Here is a 17,274-nt window from a genome sequence, read left to right as displayed (position 1 = left end):
TTATGAAAAAATAAATCAAATTTAACAAAATTGTAGTAGATAATTACTTAAAAATATAATTGAAGTAAGATATTATGCTTGCTTACTAAAAGACCTGTCTATACCAATTTGCGTATGACAGGTCTTATTTTATGATGTTTAGATATCAATAAATAGCTCGTTTTTTTGTGTAATATTGTTATTTTTCCACATCAAGCGATATATTTTTAATTCTTTAGCATTCCCAAGAGTAGCACGACCAGTTTTTAAGTCAAAACAGTAATTATGAAGAGGACAAACAATTTCATTTTGTTCATTAATAAAACCTTTGTGTAAGGCTGCCCCTGCATGTGAACAGTTGTTTTGAACAGCAAAAAATCCATCTTTTGTATGAGAAAGACAAATATGTTCTTCTTTCCCATCAGTACTAGCAACTCTTAAAAGCTCTGATGTTGCTAGGGGTATTACTCTTGTAGCTTCTTCAAGAGAATTAAAAATTTTTATCATCAACCTTTTATGATTACGCCTGTTGCCATAAATGAAATCTTAACGTCATCTTCTGTGATTTTTTCAATTTCTTCTTTAGATTTTCCTGCGTCTTCTGCATAGTGGCGAAGTTGTGCTACTGGAATTACTTCTTTTTTTACTATTCCTTCCATAATAATTTCTTTTCCTTCTGAATCCATAGGAACAAAGAAGCCATAGTCTTTGAAGCGAACAAGCATTTCTTGTGTGTCAGAAATCGGAACTTGCATCCAACATCCTTTTTTCTGACAACATTCTCCAATTGTACCAGCTACTTTGACTTCTGCCGAGTCTTGTTTTGTTAATAAAGCAGGAATTTCACTTACAGAAATAGCATTTTCTTCTGTAATCTCTGCTCCATATTTTTGTATAGAGTTAGTTACTGGTGTTTGAGTTTCTGTTGCTTCTACTTTGTTTTCTTGATGACTACAAGCTAAAAAAGAGAAAATGAGAGGTAATAAGAAGACGATTTTGATAATTTGTCTCATAAAATTTATAGTTTTGTTTTAAGTTTTCAAACAAACTGCTTTGTAACAGTAATATAAGAATTTTTAAAAGTACAAAATTAGACTTTAATTCTCCTCATTTTTTTTATTTTTGGCTTTTTATAACCTAAAATAACTAAAGCAATAGTATAAAATGGAAGAATAGGAATACGATATCGAACAAGTGTGCCAAAATTACTACTTGTTATGCCAATAATTCCACTAAAGAATATCGTAAAGATAAGACAAACCAAAACCATTTGTTCTGTCTTTAATCTGTTAAAAATGACTTTCCATTTTTGGTTTTTAATCACTTGAAAAGTCAAGAATAGTAGTATTAGGTTTTCTAATCCTGCAAGTAGCATATTAAAGTTTTTTACTTCCCAAACAAAAGGGCGAAATAAGGTTATAAAAACTCCTTTAGGATACAGTTTTATTAGACTTCCGATGGTTCCATCCATTTGGTCAAGCCCTATATCATAGGAACTTCCTTCATCACTCATTTGGTGAATCCAGTCAGCTGTTATGAATGCTCTTTCAGCCACTCTATCTAAGTCATATTCTGTTCCTTTAATAAGGTTATTAAAAGAATAAAATACAAAGCCTCCTCCAATTACTAATAAGAAAGGTGCAAAAACAACTCGTAAAAACTTAGAACCAATTTGCTTTGTATATTGAGTATAGAACCACCAACCAAGAGCTGGTAGAAAACAAAGTAGAATATAAAGTTTAATTATATAAAGCGTGTAAAGACTTAATAAGAGCATAAAAATATTGGCATACGTTTTCTTTCTTCGTATAACCCCAAAATGAAAAGCTGAAAAGGCAAAGCCTAATGCTGCAAATGTAATAGAGTCTTTTACTATTCCAGATGCCCAAAAAAATATAGAAGGGACAAAGAAAATAGCCCAACCTAATTGCTTTTTCAAGACAGGATAAAGGTCTGCCCATGCACGATACATTTGCCAGCTACCAGCAAAGCTAATAAGAGCAAAGAACAAACAGGTTACAATATAAGTATGAAAAGACAGGATGGAAAAAACAGAGCCAATCAGACATATTGCAAAGGAAGGCTTGTCGCCATAATATGGCATACGCTGAGCATAATTATAAGTCTGTGAAGAACTGTAATTATTCATTTCTTGGAAAAGTAGCTCCCAATAACTACCCATATCATTTAAAAAGGCATCTCTAGCTATACCTGAGCCAGCGAAATAAAAAAAAGTGTCTCCATATCCATATATAAACTGAAAGACCAAACCAAAAAAAATAGCACCCACTACTTTGACACTATATCCTAAAATAAAGAATTTTTTCATTTCTTTATCTGTGATACTTGTGCGTAAAAAATAAAGAATACCATAGATAATAAGAAGGTAAATAGGAGTAAGAAAAAGGTCTTGTAGTGTTATAAACTGTCCCATAAATTATATTTGTGCTGGTTTTCTTTCTGATACTGGCTTATTTGCTTTAGTTGTGTCTAACAAAGTTAATCAAAACATAGTTAGGCTTTCTTTTATGTCTATCCAAATTACTTTCTACTTAACCTAAAGATGCAATCTAATAAGCATATTTTATTTCATAATACGATAAATACAACTCGCTTTTTTGTCCAAAATAATATTCAGTTTTTCGGAGCTTTGATTATAGTGATGCACTTGGCAGGACTGTTAGGACTTTGGTTTGAGCCTACTCGTGTGCTTTTTGAGATGGCAACGCCCTTCAATCTTATCACAAGTATTGTACTTCTTTTACTGGCGCAGCGCAAATATTCTACTTCTTTTTGGATTTTTGTGATAACCACTTTCTCCGTAGGTTTTTTTATGGAAGTAATTGGCGTAAAAACAGAAGCTGTTTTTGGTACTTACAACTATGGCAAAACATTGGGTTTTAAAGTGTTAGAAGTTCCTGTTTTGATAGGCATAAATTGGATTATGATTACTTTTATTGTCAATTATTTTGTGGCTACCTACTTCAATTTTTTTGCTATCAATGAAAAAATGACTCTATTTTTTAAGGCTATATTGAGTGCATTTTTGATGGTAATGATAGATTATTTGATAGAACCAGTAGCCATAAAACACGATTTTTGGAGCTGGGATGGAAACACAATTCCTCTTCAAAACTATATTGGTTGGTTTTTGGTAGCTTTGCCTTTGTGCGTTCTTTTTCAGTTTTCTAGTTTTGAGAAGCTAAACAAATTCGCTTATTTTCTGCTGCTTGCTCAACTTCTATTTTTTGGAGGCTACAATCTATTGATACATTATTCTTTATTTTAAAGAATAAGCTAAATTTATTTGATATACAAAGTGAGAACATACTTTTGCTCCAAATTCTTCTTTCCATTTAAAAAGTCCTTCATTGATTGTTTCTTTTTCATCTCGGTTTTCACTTACTCCCAAACTTAGATAGTCAAAACTATTTTTATTAAAATAATTTGGATAATTTTTTATGATTTCATCTATCAAAAAATCTAAGGCATTAACTTTTTTTCCCTCGTTTGTGGCAGCCATATATTGTAAATGAATAGTTGTCTGATAAATAAAAGCCACACTACAAGCCATAATTTGAGTACTATTTTTTACTACAAAAAAATGAATGTTTTGAGGAAATATATCTTTTAAAAATTGAATTTCAGTAGCCGAATGAACAGGTGAAATGTGATAGCGAGTTTTTAAATTATGTTCAATGATATGCCAAAAATCGGTTGAATAATTTATCTTTTCTACTTGTAAACTAGCTTTTTTAGCTTTTTGAAGGTTACGTTGTTTTCTTTTAGAGTATTTTGAAATAGTATTTGTTGAAAGTTCAATCACAGAATTGGCTTCTACTCTTACAGTTTGGCTATTTATCTTTTTGTCGTTTAAAATTCTATGTATCGTTTCATTATTATTGAAATAAGAAGGTAAAGGCTTTAAAATCAATTTCTCAAAATTATTTTCTTTCAAAAATTTTAGAGCAGCAAATACGCATTTTTGTCTTACTATAAAACTCAAATCATCTTTAAAAATAAACCCTCCAAAGGTTAAGCCTTTATGAGAGTATAGTAATTTTGACAACTTTGCCATTGTTGTTGTCTCCACCGACGACCCCATAACTTCCACACAAGCAGGCAAAACACAAACTAATTCATTTTTTCTATCAAAAAACATCAGAGAAAAATCATCAAATCGTTCTTTATGATAGAATAAATAATCTGTTTCAAAGAAAAAGTGTCCTTCTGAGTTTGTCTCAATAAATGTATTCCAGTTTTTTTTATCTTCTTTAAAATCAAATTTCTTGATAGAAAACATTTTTTAATGATTTGGTTTTGAGTGATTTGTAAAATCATTTGAATTATCCCCTAACAATACCTATTCTGAAAAGTTAGTGTAAAAGAAAAACAAAACCAATTCCATTTTTTAAGCTATTACTTTTTAAGATGAAAAAATACGACGCAATTATTATCGGTACAGGACAAGCAGGTGTTCCTCTAGCTGCAAAGTTTGATAAAGAAGGTAAAACAGTAGCCATTATAGAGAAAGACAAACTTGGTGGAACGTGCGTAAACGATGGTTGTACTCCTACAAAGTCGTATGTTGCAGCAGCAAGAAGAGCATATATAGCCAAAAGTAGTCAAGATTTTGGAGTACAAACAGGAGATGTAAAAATAGATTTGAAAAAAATCAAGCATAGAAAAGATAAGATGGTCAAGGACTCTCAAAGCAACATTCAAAAAATGTTTGATGGGCTAAAAAGTCTTGATTTTTATGAAGGAGAGGGAAGTTTTGTGTCTGAAAATACAATTAAAATTATAGATAAAGATGGTAAAACTCAGCAAATAGAAGGAAAGCAAATTTTTATAAACGTAGGAGCAAAAATTATTATTCCAAAAGAATACGAAGGCTTAGATTTCCTAACCAATACAAGCATTTTGGAACTAGAAGAAATACCAAAATATTTGATTATACTTGGTGCTGGTTATATTGGATTAGAGTTTGGACAGATGTTCGCTCGTTTTGGTAGTAAAGTAACTATTTTGGAGCAGAGTGAACGTTTTCTAAAAAAGGAAGACCAAGATGTAGCACAAGCCATAAAGGAAACTTTAGAAAAGGAAGGTATAACATTTCATATAAATTTAAAAAATATACAGGTAGAGCAAGAAAAAGGGAAAACTAAGGTTACGTTTGAAAAAAATGGAGAGAAACAAGAAGTACAAGGCACTGATATTTTGATTTCGGTAGGAAGAAAGCCAAATACAGAAAACCTAAACTTAGAAAATATAGGTATAAAAACAGATGAAAATGGCTACATCAAGGTAAACCAACATTTTCAAACCAACAAAGAACATATTTTTGCTTTGGGCGATTGCAATGGCAAGGGAGCATTTACACATACTGCCTTCAATGATTTTGAGATTGTGAGAGACTTACTTTTCGGAGAGAAAAAACGAAAATTATCTGACAGAATTCCTTGTTATGCGATGTTTATAGACCCACCTCTTTCACGTATTGGAATCAATGAAGAGCAAGCCAAAGAAAAAATGAAAGAAGATACATCTTTAAAGATATTGAAAGGTTTTCGTCCTATGAAAAAAGTGGCTCGTGCTACTGAAATGGGAGAAACCGATGGGATGATGAAGGTTTTGATAGACAAAAAAACAGAAAAAATACTAGGCGCAACTTTTTTTGGAGTTTCAGCAGATGAAACCATTCACGGAATTATTGATATTATGTATGCAGAAAAGTCATACAAAACAATTCGTGATGCTGTACATATCCATCCCACAGTGAGTGAGCTTATTCCAACAATGTTAGCAAGTTTAGAGGATTTTGAGAAATAATTATTTTCCAAAAATAGATTTTCTAAATTCACTAGGCGACTGATTAGCATACTTTTTAAAAAGTGAACTAAAATAACTTAGACTATTAAACCCAACTTTATAACACACATCTGTAATACTCAGTTTTACATCAGAGAGCAGTTTTTTTGCTCGGTTGATGCGCTGTTTTAAAATATAGTCTACTGGAGTAATACCAAATTCTCTTTTGAAGGCTTTATAAAAATTAGATTCGCTCATACATGCGAGTTTGCTTAGTTTTTCTACAGTTATTTGTTCCTCCAAATGATTCTCTACATATTCTATCACAAAGGCAAAACGATTCTGAGAACTATATTTTTTGTATTCATTAAAAACTAAATTACAAGCCTGTGTTTGCATAATTCTGATAAGAAGTTCTTGTAGAGCAAGGTCGGCAAGCATATTTTTTGCACTGTCTTTTCCTAATGAGATATGTGTAATTCTATCAATTACATTTTTTAGTTCTATATTATTTTTTAGGTGATAATTAGGATTTTCTATTGTCCAACTCCCATTTTTATTTTGGGGAGTTATTAGCTTTGGAAACTGTTGGTTGAGTGTATCTAATATGCCTTTTACTTTTTCATTATCAATGGCAATAGCTAAACATTGAGTAGGGTTTTTCTCATCAGCTTCTGGAAAATCAATAATCATTTTTTCATTGGCAGGAACAATAACGCTTTCTCCTGGTAAGTAATCAAATGCTTGTTTTTGATTTTCTATTGTCTCAAAATGTATCTTTTCAAAAGGCTTCATAACTTTTTTTCCACGAATCATTGAAGTTATGGTAAGCGTATCAAAAGTTAGATGTACTTTTTCACTTTTTTGATGTGTTTCAAATAAATTGAGTTCAAAGTGGGGTAAATTAAATCTTGAGCGATTTTCTACAAGAGTTTCAAGACGACTATAATCTGTTAGTTTCTGTTTTTTTGGAGCAAAAGAAGGCGTTTTGATAAGAGAATCCATAATTGATGAATATTATTTATATGTGTGTAGATAGTGTTTATTGGCTAGAAACAATATACAAAATTTTACCAAATTTTATTCTATAAAAATATTGATAGAATACTATAAAGTTTTGATAGAATACTGAAAGTAAGTAGATAATTAATAGGTTAAGTTTGTAATAATTCAATGAGGAATTACTCTAAATGAAGCTATCAGCTTCTTTTACAGTCATTCATTTTAGTTTAATATATCACATACAAACATAATATTAATATGGAGGCTACAAAAACATCAGATAAACTTGCTTTTCCTAAATTTAAGGAACGCTATGATAATTTTATAAATGGAGAATGGACTTCACCTATCAAAGGAGAGTATTTTGATAATACTTCGCCTGTTACGGGAAGTTCAATAACAAAGATTGCTCGTTCTACTAAAGAAGATGTAGAACTTGCTCTTGATGCAGCTCATGAAGCCTTTAAAACATGGTCTAAAACATCAGCTACTGAAAGAAGTAATATTCTTTTAAAGATTGCTGACATTATGGAAGAAAACTTAGAGTTTTTAGCCAAAGTAGAAACAGTAGATAATGGAAAAGCTGTAAGGGAAACAAAAGCTGCCGATTTGCCTCTTGCTATTGACCATTTCCGTTATTTTGCTGGTGTAATCCGTGCAGAAGAAGGAAGCGTAGCAGAACTAGACCAAAATACAGTTTCTATTAATGTAGATGAGCCGTTAGGTGTTGTAGGACAAATTATTCCTTGGAACTTCCCTCTTTTGATGGCGACATGGAAACTTGCACCTGCTTTAGCTGCTGGTTGTTGCGTTGTGATGAAACCTGCTGAACAAACTCCTGTCGGAATCTTGATTTTGATGGAACTCATCAAAGATGTACTTCCTAAAGGAGTAGTAAATGTAGTTTCTGGTTTTGGTGTAGAAGCTGGAAAACCATTGGCTAGTTCTTCAAGAGTAGCAAAAGTTGCCTTTACAGGTGAAACAACTACAGGACGCTTAATTATGCAATATGCTTCTGAAAACATCATTCCTGTAACTATGGAACTTGGTGGAAAATCGCCAAATATTTTCTTCCCTAGTGTAATGGATGCAGATGATGAATTTTTTGACAAGTGTTTGGAAGGTGCAGTAATGTTTGCGCTAAATCAAGGTGAGATATGTACGTGTCCGTCAAGAATGCTTGTTCACGAAGACATTTATGATAAATTCATTGAAAGAGTTATCGAAAGAACTGAAAAAATCAAAATGGGACATCCATTAGATGATTCTACAATGATGGGAGCGCAGGCTTCAAAAGACCAGTACGAAAAAATCTTATCGTATATAGATATTGGAAAAGAAGAAGGAGCAGAAGTTTTGACAGGTGGCGCAGCCAAATATGTTGATGGTCTAAAAGATGGCTATTATATTCAACCAACTATTTTGAAAGGACACAACAAAATGAGAGTATTTCAAGAAGAAATCTTTGGACCTGTTGTTTGTGTTACAACATTCAAAACTACTGAAGAAGCTATCGAAATTGCAAATGACACACTTTACGGCTTAGGTGCTGGTGTTTGGACAAGAGATGCTCACGAACTTTATACTGTTCCTCGTGCTATCGAAGCTGGACGTGTTTGGGTAAATTGTTACCACAATTATCCTGCTCACGCACCATTTGGAGGTTATAAAAAGTCTGGCTTTGGTAGAGAAAATCATAAAATGATGTTAGCTCACTATCGTCAAAACAAAAACATGCTTATTTCTTATGATAAGAAAGCATTAGGATTCTTTTAGTAGATAGAGGCTAAAATAATTTCAAACCCTAAGAGTCTTCAAAAATTCTTAGGGTTTTTTGTCATAAAAAACAATGTGTCAGAAATTTTAGTTTTAAACTTGAAATAACATTATCAAACACAAAAAATTATGAAAAATACACAAGAATACACACCAAGAGTAGTTGCCACAGAAAAGGCGAAGGAAATAATAGACAAGTTAAGAGAGCGCAATGGAGAACTAATGTTTCATCAGAGTGGAGGTTGCTGTGATGGCTCGCAGCCTATGTGTTTTGCAAAAGGAGAATTTAAGGTTGGGGCAAATGATGTTTGGGTTGGAACGATTCACGGATGCGATTTTTTTATGAATCAAGACCAATTTGATTACTGGAAACACACTCATCTCACTATCGACATCACAGAAGGCAGAGGCTCTAGTTTTTCCTTAGAAATTCCTTTGGGCTATCGCTTTATTGTAAAATCTAGGCTTTTTACAGAAGAAGAAGCTCAAAATTTGATTCCTGTCAAAAATGGAGAGGAGTATTTGGAAGAAACAACTGTAGGATAAAATTAACCTTTGTATAAATTTTTATCTATTTCTAAAGCAAATTCTTCTAAGGCTTTTTTGTATTCTTCGTTTTTGATTCCTGCTACAAAGAAGCCTTTCAGTTCTTGATATTTCGTACTCATAGAAACTGGAACAATCAATTCCATTTCTTCAAAATATCCTCTGTAATTATTAGATTTTAAGTGATATATGGCTTTTTGGATGAGTGGGTGCATTTTTATCTTGTTTAGTGTAATATAGATTCTAAAACTCCTTCGGCTCAACCATCACAACCTCTTCTCTTTCCACCACCACGGCACCAAGTGCAGCACCTTTTGGTTTTCTGACATATTTTTTAGGTGTTACGATGACAGGACAAAGCGAGTCGGTTTTGCGTTTGGAATAATAAGCAGCTAAACTGGCAGCTTTTTCGATAACTGATTTTGGAAACGGCTTTCCTGCTCGGTACTTTATCACTACATGCGAACCTGCTACACCACGAGCATGAAGCCACAAATCTTCCTTGTAAGCAAATTTTTGAGTGAGCAAGTCGTTGTTTTTAGAATTTTTACCCACCAAAATCTGAAAGTCTTGATATTCAAAAACCTTGAATGGTAATTCATCAGGTTCGTTTTCTTGAAAATTGCTGACTTTTATTTTATTGGTTTTTAAATATTTTCGCATCTCTTTTAGCGATTCAAAGTTTTCTATTTCCTCAATCTGATTTTCTAGTGTTTTGAGTTGCTCTTCCTTTTTCTCTAAATTTTGATACAGGTTATCAATTTCTAGCTTTTGATTTTTAGCTTTTCTATAAAAAAGCTCTGCATTTTTTTGTGCTGAAAGGTGGTCTTTTAAAGGAATTGTAATCTGCTCATTAGTATAAAAATCAAAAAGTTCTACTGATTTTGAGCGTGGTTCTACTGCATGAAGATTTGCCATCAAAATATGACCAAACTCCTCATAACGCATTGTATTTTCTACTTTTTCTATCTTTTTTAATGTTTTATCAATATAGTTTTGCGTTTGGCGATGGTGTTTTTCTATGGCTTTTAAAGCTGCATTTTTTTCCTTGTGTAGATAATAACGCCTAGAAAATTCCATATAAAACAGATTGCAGGCTTCTAAGGCATTTTTTGTTTTATGTAAAATCTGTATTTCATCTTTTTGAGCTTCAAAAACTTCATTCGGATTCAAGATAAAGAGTTTTATATCATTTTTTTTCAGAAATACATAAAAATCTAAATCATCAACATCATCAAAATAGGTAATTAGTTTTTCTATCTCTTGCCAATAATTTTCTTCTGATTTATCTTCACCTACTTTATTCTCTATGTATCTCAATACATCTTTTCCAAAAGTAGGAAACGTTTTTTTGATGCCCTTTTCTACAAAATCTTCTTTTTCTTGGTCTAGGCTTCTATCCAAGTTTTCATAATCAATTTCCCAATCAGCTTGCAATTTGTGTTGGAAAATGGCTTCTACTTCAAGTTCTGAATCTTTATTAGGAGAAAATAAAATAATATTCGAACGATTGCCAAATAATTTGAATAGCAAAGTATTGTTTTCTCCGTCTTCTGTTTCAAGTTCTAATCCAAAAGCTCGCTCGTTATTAAACTGCCGAATACTTGTGACTTTTGCTCCAATAATCTCATCAAAAAGGTCGATGCTATTGCGTTTGGCTCGTGCAAAAGTTTGAGGAAAAGAAAGCGTAGTAAGTTCTGGGGTAAAGGTAGAACGAATCCAAAATTCCGTTTCTGGATTATCATTATCAATAAGTCCGATTAGTAGCTCATCTTTATTCTGTGAAAAAATCGTTGCAATCTCAAATCCTATAATTTGCTTAGAAAGTTCTAAGGAGAGCGCACGAATGAAATAATAATTATTTTGCATAGTTTTAAAAAATATACTGAAATTCTATTTTATCAGATTTTTGTATTATTCTCTTTAGAAAAATGTGATATTGAAAATTACTTTCTTCATCTTCTAAATCACAGATTATTAAAACATGTTGGCTATTTTTAAAATAAGAACTAAAGCCAACAGCAAAGCTCTCAATTGCTTTTATTATAGACTGTTTGGAATTTGTTACTTCTACAGCCTTATCAGACATCTGACTTATTCCTAAAAGTTGTAATGTATCTTCTTTAGAAAATAACTCTTGAATCAAGTCCTTTTCTTGAATACATTTTTTTATTGATTCTATACTTTCACTTCTGAATATAAACTTATTTGATGAAGCATTGGAAATGGAATCTACATAAATGGGAAATCCATTTGTATTTAAAACAGGATAGTTTTTTAACTTGATGAAACTAGACTTGAAAAAATCTTGAAAAAATGTATTCTCTCTTTCAACTTCTTTTTCTAATCTAATTTTCGCTAATTTTTCAGAAAGTTTTGATGAATTTTTAAACATATCCATTTGTCTTGTTGTAGCAATCTTGTAGAATACAACCACAAAAAATAGAAAAAGATGCGATTTTGAGTTATTTTTTTTATTCTATCATTGCTACAACTCTAGCAGGTGCAGCCGAACCTCCTTTTATTTTTAGTGGAAAAGCAGCTACCTTGAATCCACTATATGGCAAGGCATCAAGGTTGGTAAGTTGTTCCATGTGGCAGTATTCATAATCAATTCCTACTAGGTGAGCCTCCCAAAACAGCTCTGAATTATTACTCTTTTTTGCCTCTTCTACCAAATACGGTAAGGGCAAATCCCAACCCCACTGGTCTATTCCCATTACTTTTATTCCTTTTTTTATAAGCCATTCTGTTGCTGCTGCACTCATTCCTGTTCCGTGTGTAAAGAATTTTTTTGTTCCCATGTGTTTGTCTCTTCCTGTTTTTATCAAGACAATCATTCCTTTTTGAAGCTCTATTTTTTCCTTATTCAAAAATTCTTCAATATCTTCTACTGTAATGGCTTCAAAATCGGCTTTGTGTTTCATATCAATCACAACGCCTTCTCCAAAACACCACTCTAAAGGAATTTGGTCTATGGTTTTGGCAGGTTTTCCCTCACAGGTAGGAGCGTAATGCCACGGCGCATCTAGGTGGGTGGTAGAGTGAACTCCCATTTTTTTGATGGTGTCATCTGCCCAACCAATAAAGTTCTTAGGAAATAAATTAAAAGGCAATCCCAAATACCTAATAAGCCACTTTGCACTTTTATGAGCTTTATGTTTTATCTTGACCTTCATAAAAAATGGGTCATTGGGGTTGTACTGGATAGTTTTGGATAAATCTATAATTTGCATAAGGTGTAGAGTTGTGAAAAAGTCTAATTGCTTCAAATACGTTTTTTGTGAATATATCTAAGCAAATTAAAAATTGATGAAACTAATAAATGATAAATAAAAAGGCTACCGTTTTTCAGATAGCCTCTAAGAGAATTGTGTTGAGAAATATTTATCTTACAAATATTACCCTATAAGTTGCTTGGCAAGGCTTTCAATATTCATCCCTCCCATTTTTCCAGAAGACATTATCAAAAGGTTATTTTGTTTCCAGTTTTGAGCTACTAAGAAAGATTCTAGTTCATCAGGCGTTGTAAATACTTCCAAATCTTGTCTTTTGAAGGCATCTTTTAGGTCTTGTTTCGAAATAGAAGGCAAGCCTTTAGCTTCTATATATTCAGGATTATAATATACAATAGCAGTATCAGCCTCTTTTGATGTACTGGCATATTCATTAATAAAATCTTTATTCAGACTGCTATAGGTATGAAGTTCCATACAAGCTGTGAGGCGTTGTTTGGGATATTGTTTTTTTACAGCTTTTATGCTTGCCTCTACCTTTGATGGCGAATGTGCAAAGTCCTTAAAAACGTGCATTTGTTCGTTTTCCCCAACAAGTTCCATTCGTTTGGATGCTCCTCTAAACGACATCATAGCGTCGTAAAACTGACTTTCTCTAATTCCTAATCTTCTACAAACTGTTTTGGCAGCATTCAAATTAGACATGTTATGCTCTCCAAAAACAGGGATTTCCATTTGTCCGAGTTCTGTCTTCAAAAATGTTTTTCCATCCTCTACTGTTGAAGGGTGGGTAGTATAAGGCAAACGGATAGTATCAAAATGTATTTTTTCGTTGTCTTCTACTATTTCTTTGACCAGTTTGTCTTCTTGGTTATAGACAAACGCACCAGCTTTTACCGAATTTTCGGCAAACAAACGAAACTGTTTTTTATATTCCTTAAAAGTAGGATAAACATTGGCATGATCCCAAGCTATTCCACTCAAAACGCCAATATGATGATTATAATGCAAGAATTTAGGAGATTTATCTAATGGTGAAGTCTGATATTCATCACCTTCAATAATGATTATTGGTGCATCTGAAAGCCTAACTGTAGAATCAAAACCCTCTACATAAGCTCCTACTAAATAATCAAAGTCATAACTTTGAAGTTTTAGAGTGTGCATTATCATTGCTGTAATAGTAGTTTTTCCGTGGCTACCTGCAACAACTACACGCTCTTTGTTTTCAGAAAGAGAATAAATATACTCTGGGTACGAATATATTTTTAGTCCTAGTTCCTGTGCCTTCAAAAGCTCTGGATTGTCTGCTTTTGCGTGCATTCCCAATACAATTTTATCTATCTCAGAAGTGATTTTTTCTGGAAACCAACCTGCTTCTTGTGGCAACAAATTGTATTCTTTCAGACGGCTTTCTGATGGGTCGTACCACGCATCATCTGAGCCTGTAACAGTGTTTCCATTTTGTTTTTCTCTGATAGCGATATTGTGCATAACGCTTCCTCCGATTCCGATAAAATGTATATTCATGTAATTAGAGCTATTTATTTCTTAACTAAGATAATTTTACTTAATGAGAACAAAGATACATTAAGTAAACGAACAATTAAAAATGGAGAATTGATAAAATGGAGTGTACGACAAACTTCCCTTCTTGCAAAACATTCAATATTTCGTTGCTCTGCAACTCTACTTTATACATTTTATTTTATTCTACCAACAGAATGTTGCTCTGCAACTTGTATGACTGTAAAATAGAAATGTCAGTTATGTTATAATTGAAAATCAGTAAAAACGTGTTTTTTGTAAAAAAAGTATAGAAAAAGTTGCAGCGCAACATCACATTTGTAGCATTGATTATCATAATTTATTTGGGAGTTGCAGCGCAACGAAATGTAAAGGCTATTTTTTTTACTCTAAAATCAAAAGAGATTTTTGTCGTACACCTATAAAATGTTTCTTTACTTAGCTTATTCAAACAAAAAGAAACTATCTTTGCAGTAAAATTCTATTATTCTTAGATAAGGCAAGCCTTATCATTACGTAAATTGCTATTCAAAATGCTTGATTCTACCTTCCAAATGACTGCCCAAACGATGTACGGCTTAGACGATATTCTTGTTCAAGAACTAAAAGACTTAGGAGCAAAAAATATTGTCAAGGCAAATCGTGCTGTAAGTTTTGAGGGTGATTTGAGGATGATGTACAAGGCAAATCTTTGTCTCAGAACGGCTCTCCGTGTGCTTGTTCCGATTACAGAGTTTAAGGTCAAGGATGAGAACGATTTGTATGAAAAAATTCAAACTATTGATTGGGAAAAATATTTGTCTATCAAAGAAACTCTAGCCATTAACTGTACGCTTAGTACCAACTTGTTTACGCATTCTCGTTATATTGAGCAAAAAGCAAAAGATGCTATTGTAGATAAATTTAGAGAAAAATACAGACGCAGACCTTCTGTTGATATTTTAGACCCAGATTTGAGAATTCAACTTTATATTAAAGATGATATTTGTTCTGTGATGCTCAACAGCTCTGGCGATCCACTTTATAAACGTGGGTATAGGGGCAAAACCAACCTTGCACCTATCAATGAAGTTTTGGCTGCTGGGCTTATATTGCTTTCAGGTTGGGACAAAAAAAGCGATTTTATAGACCCTATGTGTGGTTCGGCAACGCTTTCTATTGAGGCTGCTCTTATTGCTGCTAATATTCCTGTGGGTTCTTTCCGTACTCTTTTTGGCTTTGAAAAATGGTCAAATTTTGATGCTGATTTGTGGGAAGAAGTATTTGATGAAGCCATGGAAAAAATCAATACCGATGATATGCCTACTATTTTGGCTGGAGAAATTTCTAAAAATGTAGCTCGTAAGGCAGCAGGTAACATTGCAGAAGCTAATTTAAAGAAACACATCACGCTAAGAGAAAGTGCTTTTCAAGATTTAGTTCCACCAGAAAGAAAAGAAATAACAGAACCAAAGCAAGAAAAAAGAGAAAATACAGATAGTGAAAAACCTTGGCTCAAAGGAAAAAAAGCCAACCGAGGCGTAATTATTATTAATCCTCCGTATGGAGAACGAATGGATAAAGATGAAGATATAGAAAATTTTTATGCTGAAATTGGAGATACACTCAAGCAAAATTGGGCAGGCTATACAGCTTGGATTATTACTTCAAACTTAGAAGCAGCCAAGAAAATAGGTCTTTCTGCCAAACCAAAAATAAAAATGTATAATGGAGCTTTAGAATGTCGTTTTATGCGCTACGAACTTTATGAAGGCAGTAGAAAGAATGATAAGCGAGAATATTACAAAAAAATAAAAAAATAAGTATAAATATCTTATTTTTTGCTTAAATTTAGTGTCATTTTTTAACCTATTTTATTTTTTGCCGTATGACACAATTTTTTACTACTAAATGGATTCCATTAGTTAGTTATGATAATAGAAAAGACTATCTCAACCAAGTACAAAAAAAGGTAGATAAAATTTCTGATAAGTTTGTTATTTTATTTTTTATCATAGGAGTTTGTCTTGTTCCAGTATATGATACGTGGTTTTTTACGTGGGTTACGATAGGTTGTAATTGTATGCTCTATCTGATGGTTCGCTTGGTTCTACAAGAAAGTACCATTTCTAGGGTATTGATAGCTATTGTCTATACTATTTTTATGCTGCAATTTATAGGGCAGCTTCACGGAATGGCAGAAATGCACTTTTTTTATTTTATCAATGCAACTCTTTTAATCATTTATCAAGATTGGAAAATGCAGTTGGTCTATGCGTTATTAGCTATTGGGCATCATACACTACTAGCTCTTTTACAATGGAAATATGGAACAGATTTGAGTCAGTATTTTATAGGGTATGGAGGTATTACATTTTTTCGTTTGTTCTTTCATTTTGGACTTGCATTTCTGATGTCTTTTATCTGTGGACTTTGGGCATATCTTATACAAGAAGTGTGTATTCAGGCTTCTTTAAATAAAACACTAGATTAAAATTGTAAAAATCATAATAAAACACTACCTTTGCAGTCTTGTTTTTTAATAGAACAAGAATTTATAAATTAATTTTTCAGACCTCTCTAAACTTTAGAATAAGTTATGGCAACTCGTTTAAGACTTGCAAGAAGAGGGCGCAAAAAAGCTGCACGCTTCGAAATCGTTGCTGCTGACTCCCGAGCGCCACGTGATGGTAAATTCATCGAAAAAATCGGGACTTACAACCCACAAACTGTACCTGCTACTATCGATATTGATGACGAAAAAGCTATGAAATGGCTTATGGTAGGAGCGCAACCTTCTGAAACAGTAAGAAGAATGTTGCAGTACAAAGGTCTTATGTATCGTAAGCATCTTCAATTAGGTGTAAACAAAGGTGCAATCACTCAAGAAGCTGCTGACGAAAAAATGACAGCTTGGAGAGAAGCAAAAGACCAAAAAATTGCTAATCGTATTTCTAAACTTTCTGACGACAAGCAAAAAGCTGCTAAAGAGCGTATGGCTGCAGAAGCTAAAGTAAAAGAAGCTCGTGCAGAAGCTATCCGTAAGAAGCAAGAAGAAGCTGCAAAAGCAAATGAGCCTGCTGCAGAAGCAAGCGAAGAAGCTCCAGCAGAAGAAAATGCAGAAAACGCAGGAGAATAATTTGTAAGACTAATGGATTTTTCAAATCTGTTGTTTTTATAAAAAATACTTCAGAAAACTCTTTTTTATTATTTCTAAATAAAAAAGAGTTTTTTTTTGAAAAACGATACACTATCAAATTATTTTTTTAACTTTTCAGTACCATAACTAACAAAACAAGCTAACCGTTTAATAAAAACGACTAAAGTACTGGACATGAGATAAAAAATTGTTGGTGTAGCTATGCTAAAACACCAACCTTTAGTTTAGCAGTATCAAATTTAGTTGCAAAAAACAGCT

General features: G+C 32.7%; 17 protein-coding genes. 7 read left to right on the top strand and 10 right to left on the bottom strand.

The features are described 5' to 3' along the window. Positions 1 to 138: 138 nt before the first annotated feature. From QZ659_RS17835 to QZ659_RS17825, 3 genes are all read right to left on the bottom strand, one after another. The gene (locus QZ659_RS17835) at positions 139 to 486 is read right to left on the bottom strand and encodes a Rieske (2Fe-2S) protein (RefSeq protein ID WP_291727932.1); all 348 of its coding nucleotides are present in this window, start codon (positions 484 to 486) and stop codon (positions 139 to 141) included. Beyond that, positions 486 to 992, bottom strand: a complete 507-nt coding sequence (locus tag QZ659_RS17830; protein WP_291727930.1) for a DUF4920 domain-containing protein — start codon at positions 990 to 992, stop codon at positions 486 to 488. The genes QZ659_RS17835 and QZ659_RS17830 overlap by 1 nt, the downstream gene beginning before the upstream one ends. A 77-nt stretch (positions 993 to 1,069) precedes the next feature. Next, entirely contained in the window at positions 1,070 to 2,413 is a 1,344-nt protein-coding gene (locus QZ659_RS17825; RefSeq protein ID WP_291727928.1) for a hypothetical protein, read from the bottom strand. Positions 2,414 to 2,542: 129 nt separating this feature from the next. Here QZ659_RS17825 and QZ659_RS17820 point away from each other — a divergent pair, with 129 nt between their 5' ends. Then, positions 2,543 to 3,268, top strand: a complete 726-nt coding sequence (locus QZ659_RS17820; RefSeq protein ID WP_291727926.1) for a carotenoid biosynthesis protein — start codon at positions 2,543 to 2,545, stop codon at positions 3,266 to 3,268. On the opposite strand, the gene QZ659_RS17815 is transcribed toward QZ659_RS17820, so the two are convergent. Next, positions 3,260 to 4,282 (bottom strand): hypothetical protein, encoded by a 1,023-nt coding sequence (locus QZ659_RS17815; RefSeq protein ID WP_291727925.1) that lies wholly within the window; start codon positions 4,280 to 4,282, stop codon positions 3,260 to 3,262. The two genes, QZ659_RS17820 and QZ659_RS17815, sit on opposite strands and share 9 nt — an antisense overlap. Before the next feature lie 128 nt (positions 4,283 to 4,410). Here QZ659_RS17815 and QZ659_RS17810 point away from each other — a divergent pair, with 128 nt between their 5' ends. Then, positions 4,411 to 5,811 (top strand): mercuric reductase, encoded by a 1,401-nt coding sequence (locus tag QZ659_RS17810; RefSeq protein WP_291727923.1) that lies wholly within the window; start codon positions 4,411 to 4,413, stop codon positions 5,809 to 5,811. Here the strand turns inward: QZ659_RS17810 and QZ659_RS17805 are convergent, their stop codons facing one another. Continuing rightward, positions 5,812 to 6,795, bottom strand: a complete 984-nt coding sequence (locus QZ659_RS17805; protein ID WP_291727921.1) for an AraC family transcriptional regulator — start codon at positions 6,793 to 6,795, stop codon at positions 5,812 to 5,814. 255 nt (positions 6,796 to 7,050) lie between these two features. Here QZ659_RS17805 and QZ659_RS17800 point away from each other — a divergent pair, with 255 nt between their 5' ends. Together QZ659_RS17800 and QZ659_RS17795 are read left to right on the top strand one after the other, a co-directional pair. Next, a complete protein-coding gene (locus QZ659_RS17800; RefSeq protein WP_291727919.1) occupies positions 7,051 to 8,568 on the top strand; it encodes an aldehyde dehydrogenase family protein in 1,518 nt (505 codons plus the stop codon). Positions 8,569 to 8,697: 129 nt separating this feature from the next. Further along, the gene (locus tag QZ659_RS17795; RefSeq protein WP_291727917.1) at positions 8,698 to 9,114 is read left to right on the top strand and encodes a DUF779 domain-containing protein; all 417 of its coding nucleotides are present in this window, start codon (positions 8,698 to 8,700) and stop codon (positions 9,112 to 9,114) included. Positions 9,115 to 9,116: 2 nt separating this feature from the next. Here QZ659_RS17795 and QZ659_RS17790 read toward each other — a convergent pair whose 3' ends face one another. From QZ659_RS17790 to QZ659_RS17770, 5 genes are all read right to left on the bottom strand, one after another. Further along, positions 9,117 to 9,329, bottom strand: coding sequence for a hypothetical protein (locus tag QZ659_RS17790; RefSeq protein ID WP_291727915.1), 213 nt, complete (start codon positions 9,327 to 9,329; stop codon positions 9,117 to 9,119). Positions 9,330 to 9,357: 28 nt separating this feature from the next. Beyond that, entirely contained in the window at positions 9,358 to 10,983 is a 1,626-nt protein-coding gene (locus QZ659_RS17785) for an NFACT RNA binding domain-containing protein (RefSeq protein WP_291727913.1), read from the bottom strand. 4 nt (positions 10,984 to 10,987) lie between these two features. Next, on the bottom strand, positions 10,988 to 11,515 hold the full coding sequence (locus QZ659_RS17780; RefSeq protein WP_291727911.1) for a hypothetical protein: 528 nt from the start codon (positions 11,513 to 11,515) through the stop codon (positions 10,988 to 10,990). Between the two features lie 73 nt (positions 11,516 to 11,588). Beyond that, entirely contained in the window at positions 11,589 to 12,350 is a 762-nt protein-coding gene (locus tag QZ659_RS17775) for a cyclase family protein (protein WP_291727909.1), read from the bottom strand. A 165-nt stretch (positions 12,351 to 12,515) separates the two neighbouring features. Beyond that, on the bottom strand, positions 12,516 to 13,880 hold the full coding sequence (locus QZ659_RS17770; protein ID WP_291727907.1) for a UDP-N-acetylmuramate--L-alanine ligase: 1,365 nt from the start codon (positions 13,878 to 13,880) through the stop codon (positions 12,516 to 12,518). Between the two features lie 530 nt (positions 13,881 to 14,410). Here QZ659_RS17770 and QZ659_RS17765 point away from each other — a divergent pair. The 3 genes from QZ659_RS17765 to QZ659_RS17755 all read left to right on the top strand — a co-directional run bounded on the left by QZ659_RS17765 (position 14,411) and on the right by QZ659_RS17755 (position 16,995). Further along, positions 14,411 to 15,679: a THUMP domain-containing class I SAM-dependent RNA methyltransferase gene (locus QZ659_RS17765; RefSeq protein ID WP_291727905.1), complete on the top strand. Its 1,269-nt coding sequence runs from the start codon at positions 14,411 to 14,413 to the stop codon at positions 15,677 to 15,679. Positions 15,680 to 15,744: 65 nt separating this feature from the next. Continuing rightward, complete coding sequence (locus QZ659_RS17760; RefSeq protein ID WP_291727902.1) at positions 15,745 to 16,350, top strand: hypothetical protein; 606 nt, start codon at positions 15,745 to 15,747, stop codon at positions 16,348 to 16,350. A gap of 105 nt (positions 16,351 to 16,455) precedes the next feature. After that, a complete protein-coding gene (locus QZ659_RS17755; protein WP_291727900.1) occupies positions 16,456 to 16,995 on the top strand; it encodes a 30S ribosomal protein S16 in 540 nt (179 codons plus the stop codon). Positions 16,996 to 17,274: the final 279 nt, after the last annotated feature.

Source organism: Bernardetia sp. (assembly GCF_020630935.1).
GTDB lineage: Bacteria > Bacteroidota > Bacteroidia > Cytophagales > Bernardetiaceae > Bernardetia.
This window is presented reverse-complemented; position numbering and strand designations above follow the sequence as displayed.

Coding starts and splice junctions, on each gene's coding strand:
- QZ659_RS17785 (WP_291727913.1), bottom strand. CDS start 10,983: ATGCAAAATAATTATTATTTCATTCGTGCGCTCTCCTTAGAACTTTCT.
- QZ659_RS17770 (WP_291727907.1), bottom strand. CDS start 13,880: ATGAATATACATTTTATCGGAATCGGAGGAAGCGTTATGCACAATATC.
- QZ659_RS17795 (WP_291727917.1), top strand. CDS start 8,698: ATGAAAAATACACAAGAATACACACCAAGAGTAGTTGCCACAGAAAAG.
- QZ659_RS17755 (WP_291727900.1), top strand. CDS start 16,456: ATGGCAACTCGTTTAAGACTTGCAAGAAGAGGGCGCAAAAAAGCTGCA.
- QZ659_RS17780 (WP_291727911.1), bottom strand. CDS start 11,515: ATGGATATGTTTAAAAATTCATCAAAACTTTCTGAAAAATTAGCGAAA.
- QZ659_RS17760 (WP_291727902.1), top strand. CDS start 15,745: ATGACACAATTTTTTACTACTAAATGGATTCCATTAGTTAGTTATGAT.
- QZ659_RS17775 (WP_291727909.1), bottom strand. CDS start 12,350: ATGCAAATTATAGATTTATCCAAAACTATCCAGTACAACCCCAATGAC.
- QZ659_RS17805 (WP_291727921.1), bottom strand. CDS start 6,795: ATGGATTCTCTTATCAAAACGCCTTCTTTTGCTCCAAAAAAACAGAAA.
- QZ659_RS17800 (WP_291727919.1), top strand. CDS start 7,051: ATGGAGGCTACAAAAACATCAGATAAACTTGCTTTTCCTAAATTTAAG.
- QZ659_RS17765 (WP_291727905.1), top strand. CDS start 14,411: ATGCTTGATTCTACCTTCCAAATGACTGCCCAAACGATGTACGGCTTA.
- QZ659_RS17790 (WP_291727915.1), bottom strand. CDS start 9,329: ATGCACCCACTCATCCAAAAAGCCATATATCACTTAAAATCTAATAAT.
- QZ659_RS17815 (WP_291727925.1), bottom strand. CDS start 4,282: ATGTTTTCTATCAAGAAATTTGATTTTAAAGAAGATAAAAAAAACTGG.
- QZ659_RS17835 (WP_291727932.1), bottom strand. CDS start 486: ATGATAAAAATTTTTAATTCTCTTGAAGAAGCTACAAGAGTAATACCC.
- QZ659_RS17810 (WP_291727923.1), top strand. CDS start 4,411: ATGAAAAAATACGACGCAATTATTATCGGTACAGGACAAGCAGGTGTT.
- QZ659_RS17830 (WP_291727930.1), bottom strand. CDS start 992: ATGAGACAAATTATCAAAATCGTCTTCTTATTACCTCTCATTTTCTCT.
- QZ659_RS17820 (WP_291727926.1), top strand. CDS start 2,543: ATGCAATCTAATAAGCATATTTTATTTCATAATACGATAAATACAACT.
- QZ659_RS17825 (WP_291727928.1), bottom strand. CDS start 2,413: ATGGGACAGTTTATAACACTACAAGACCTTTTTCTTACTCCTATTTAC.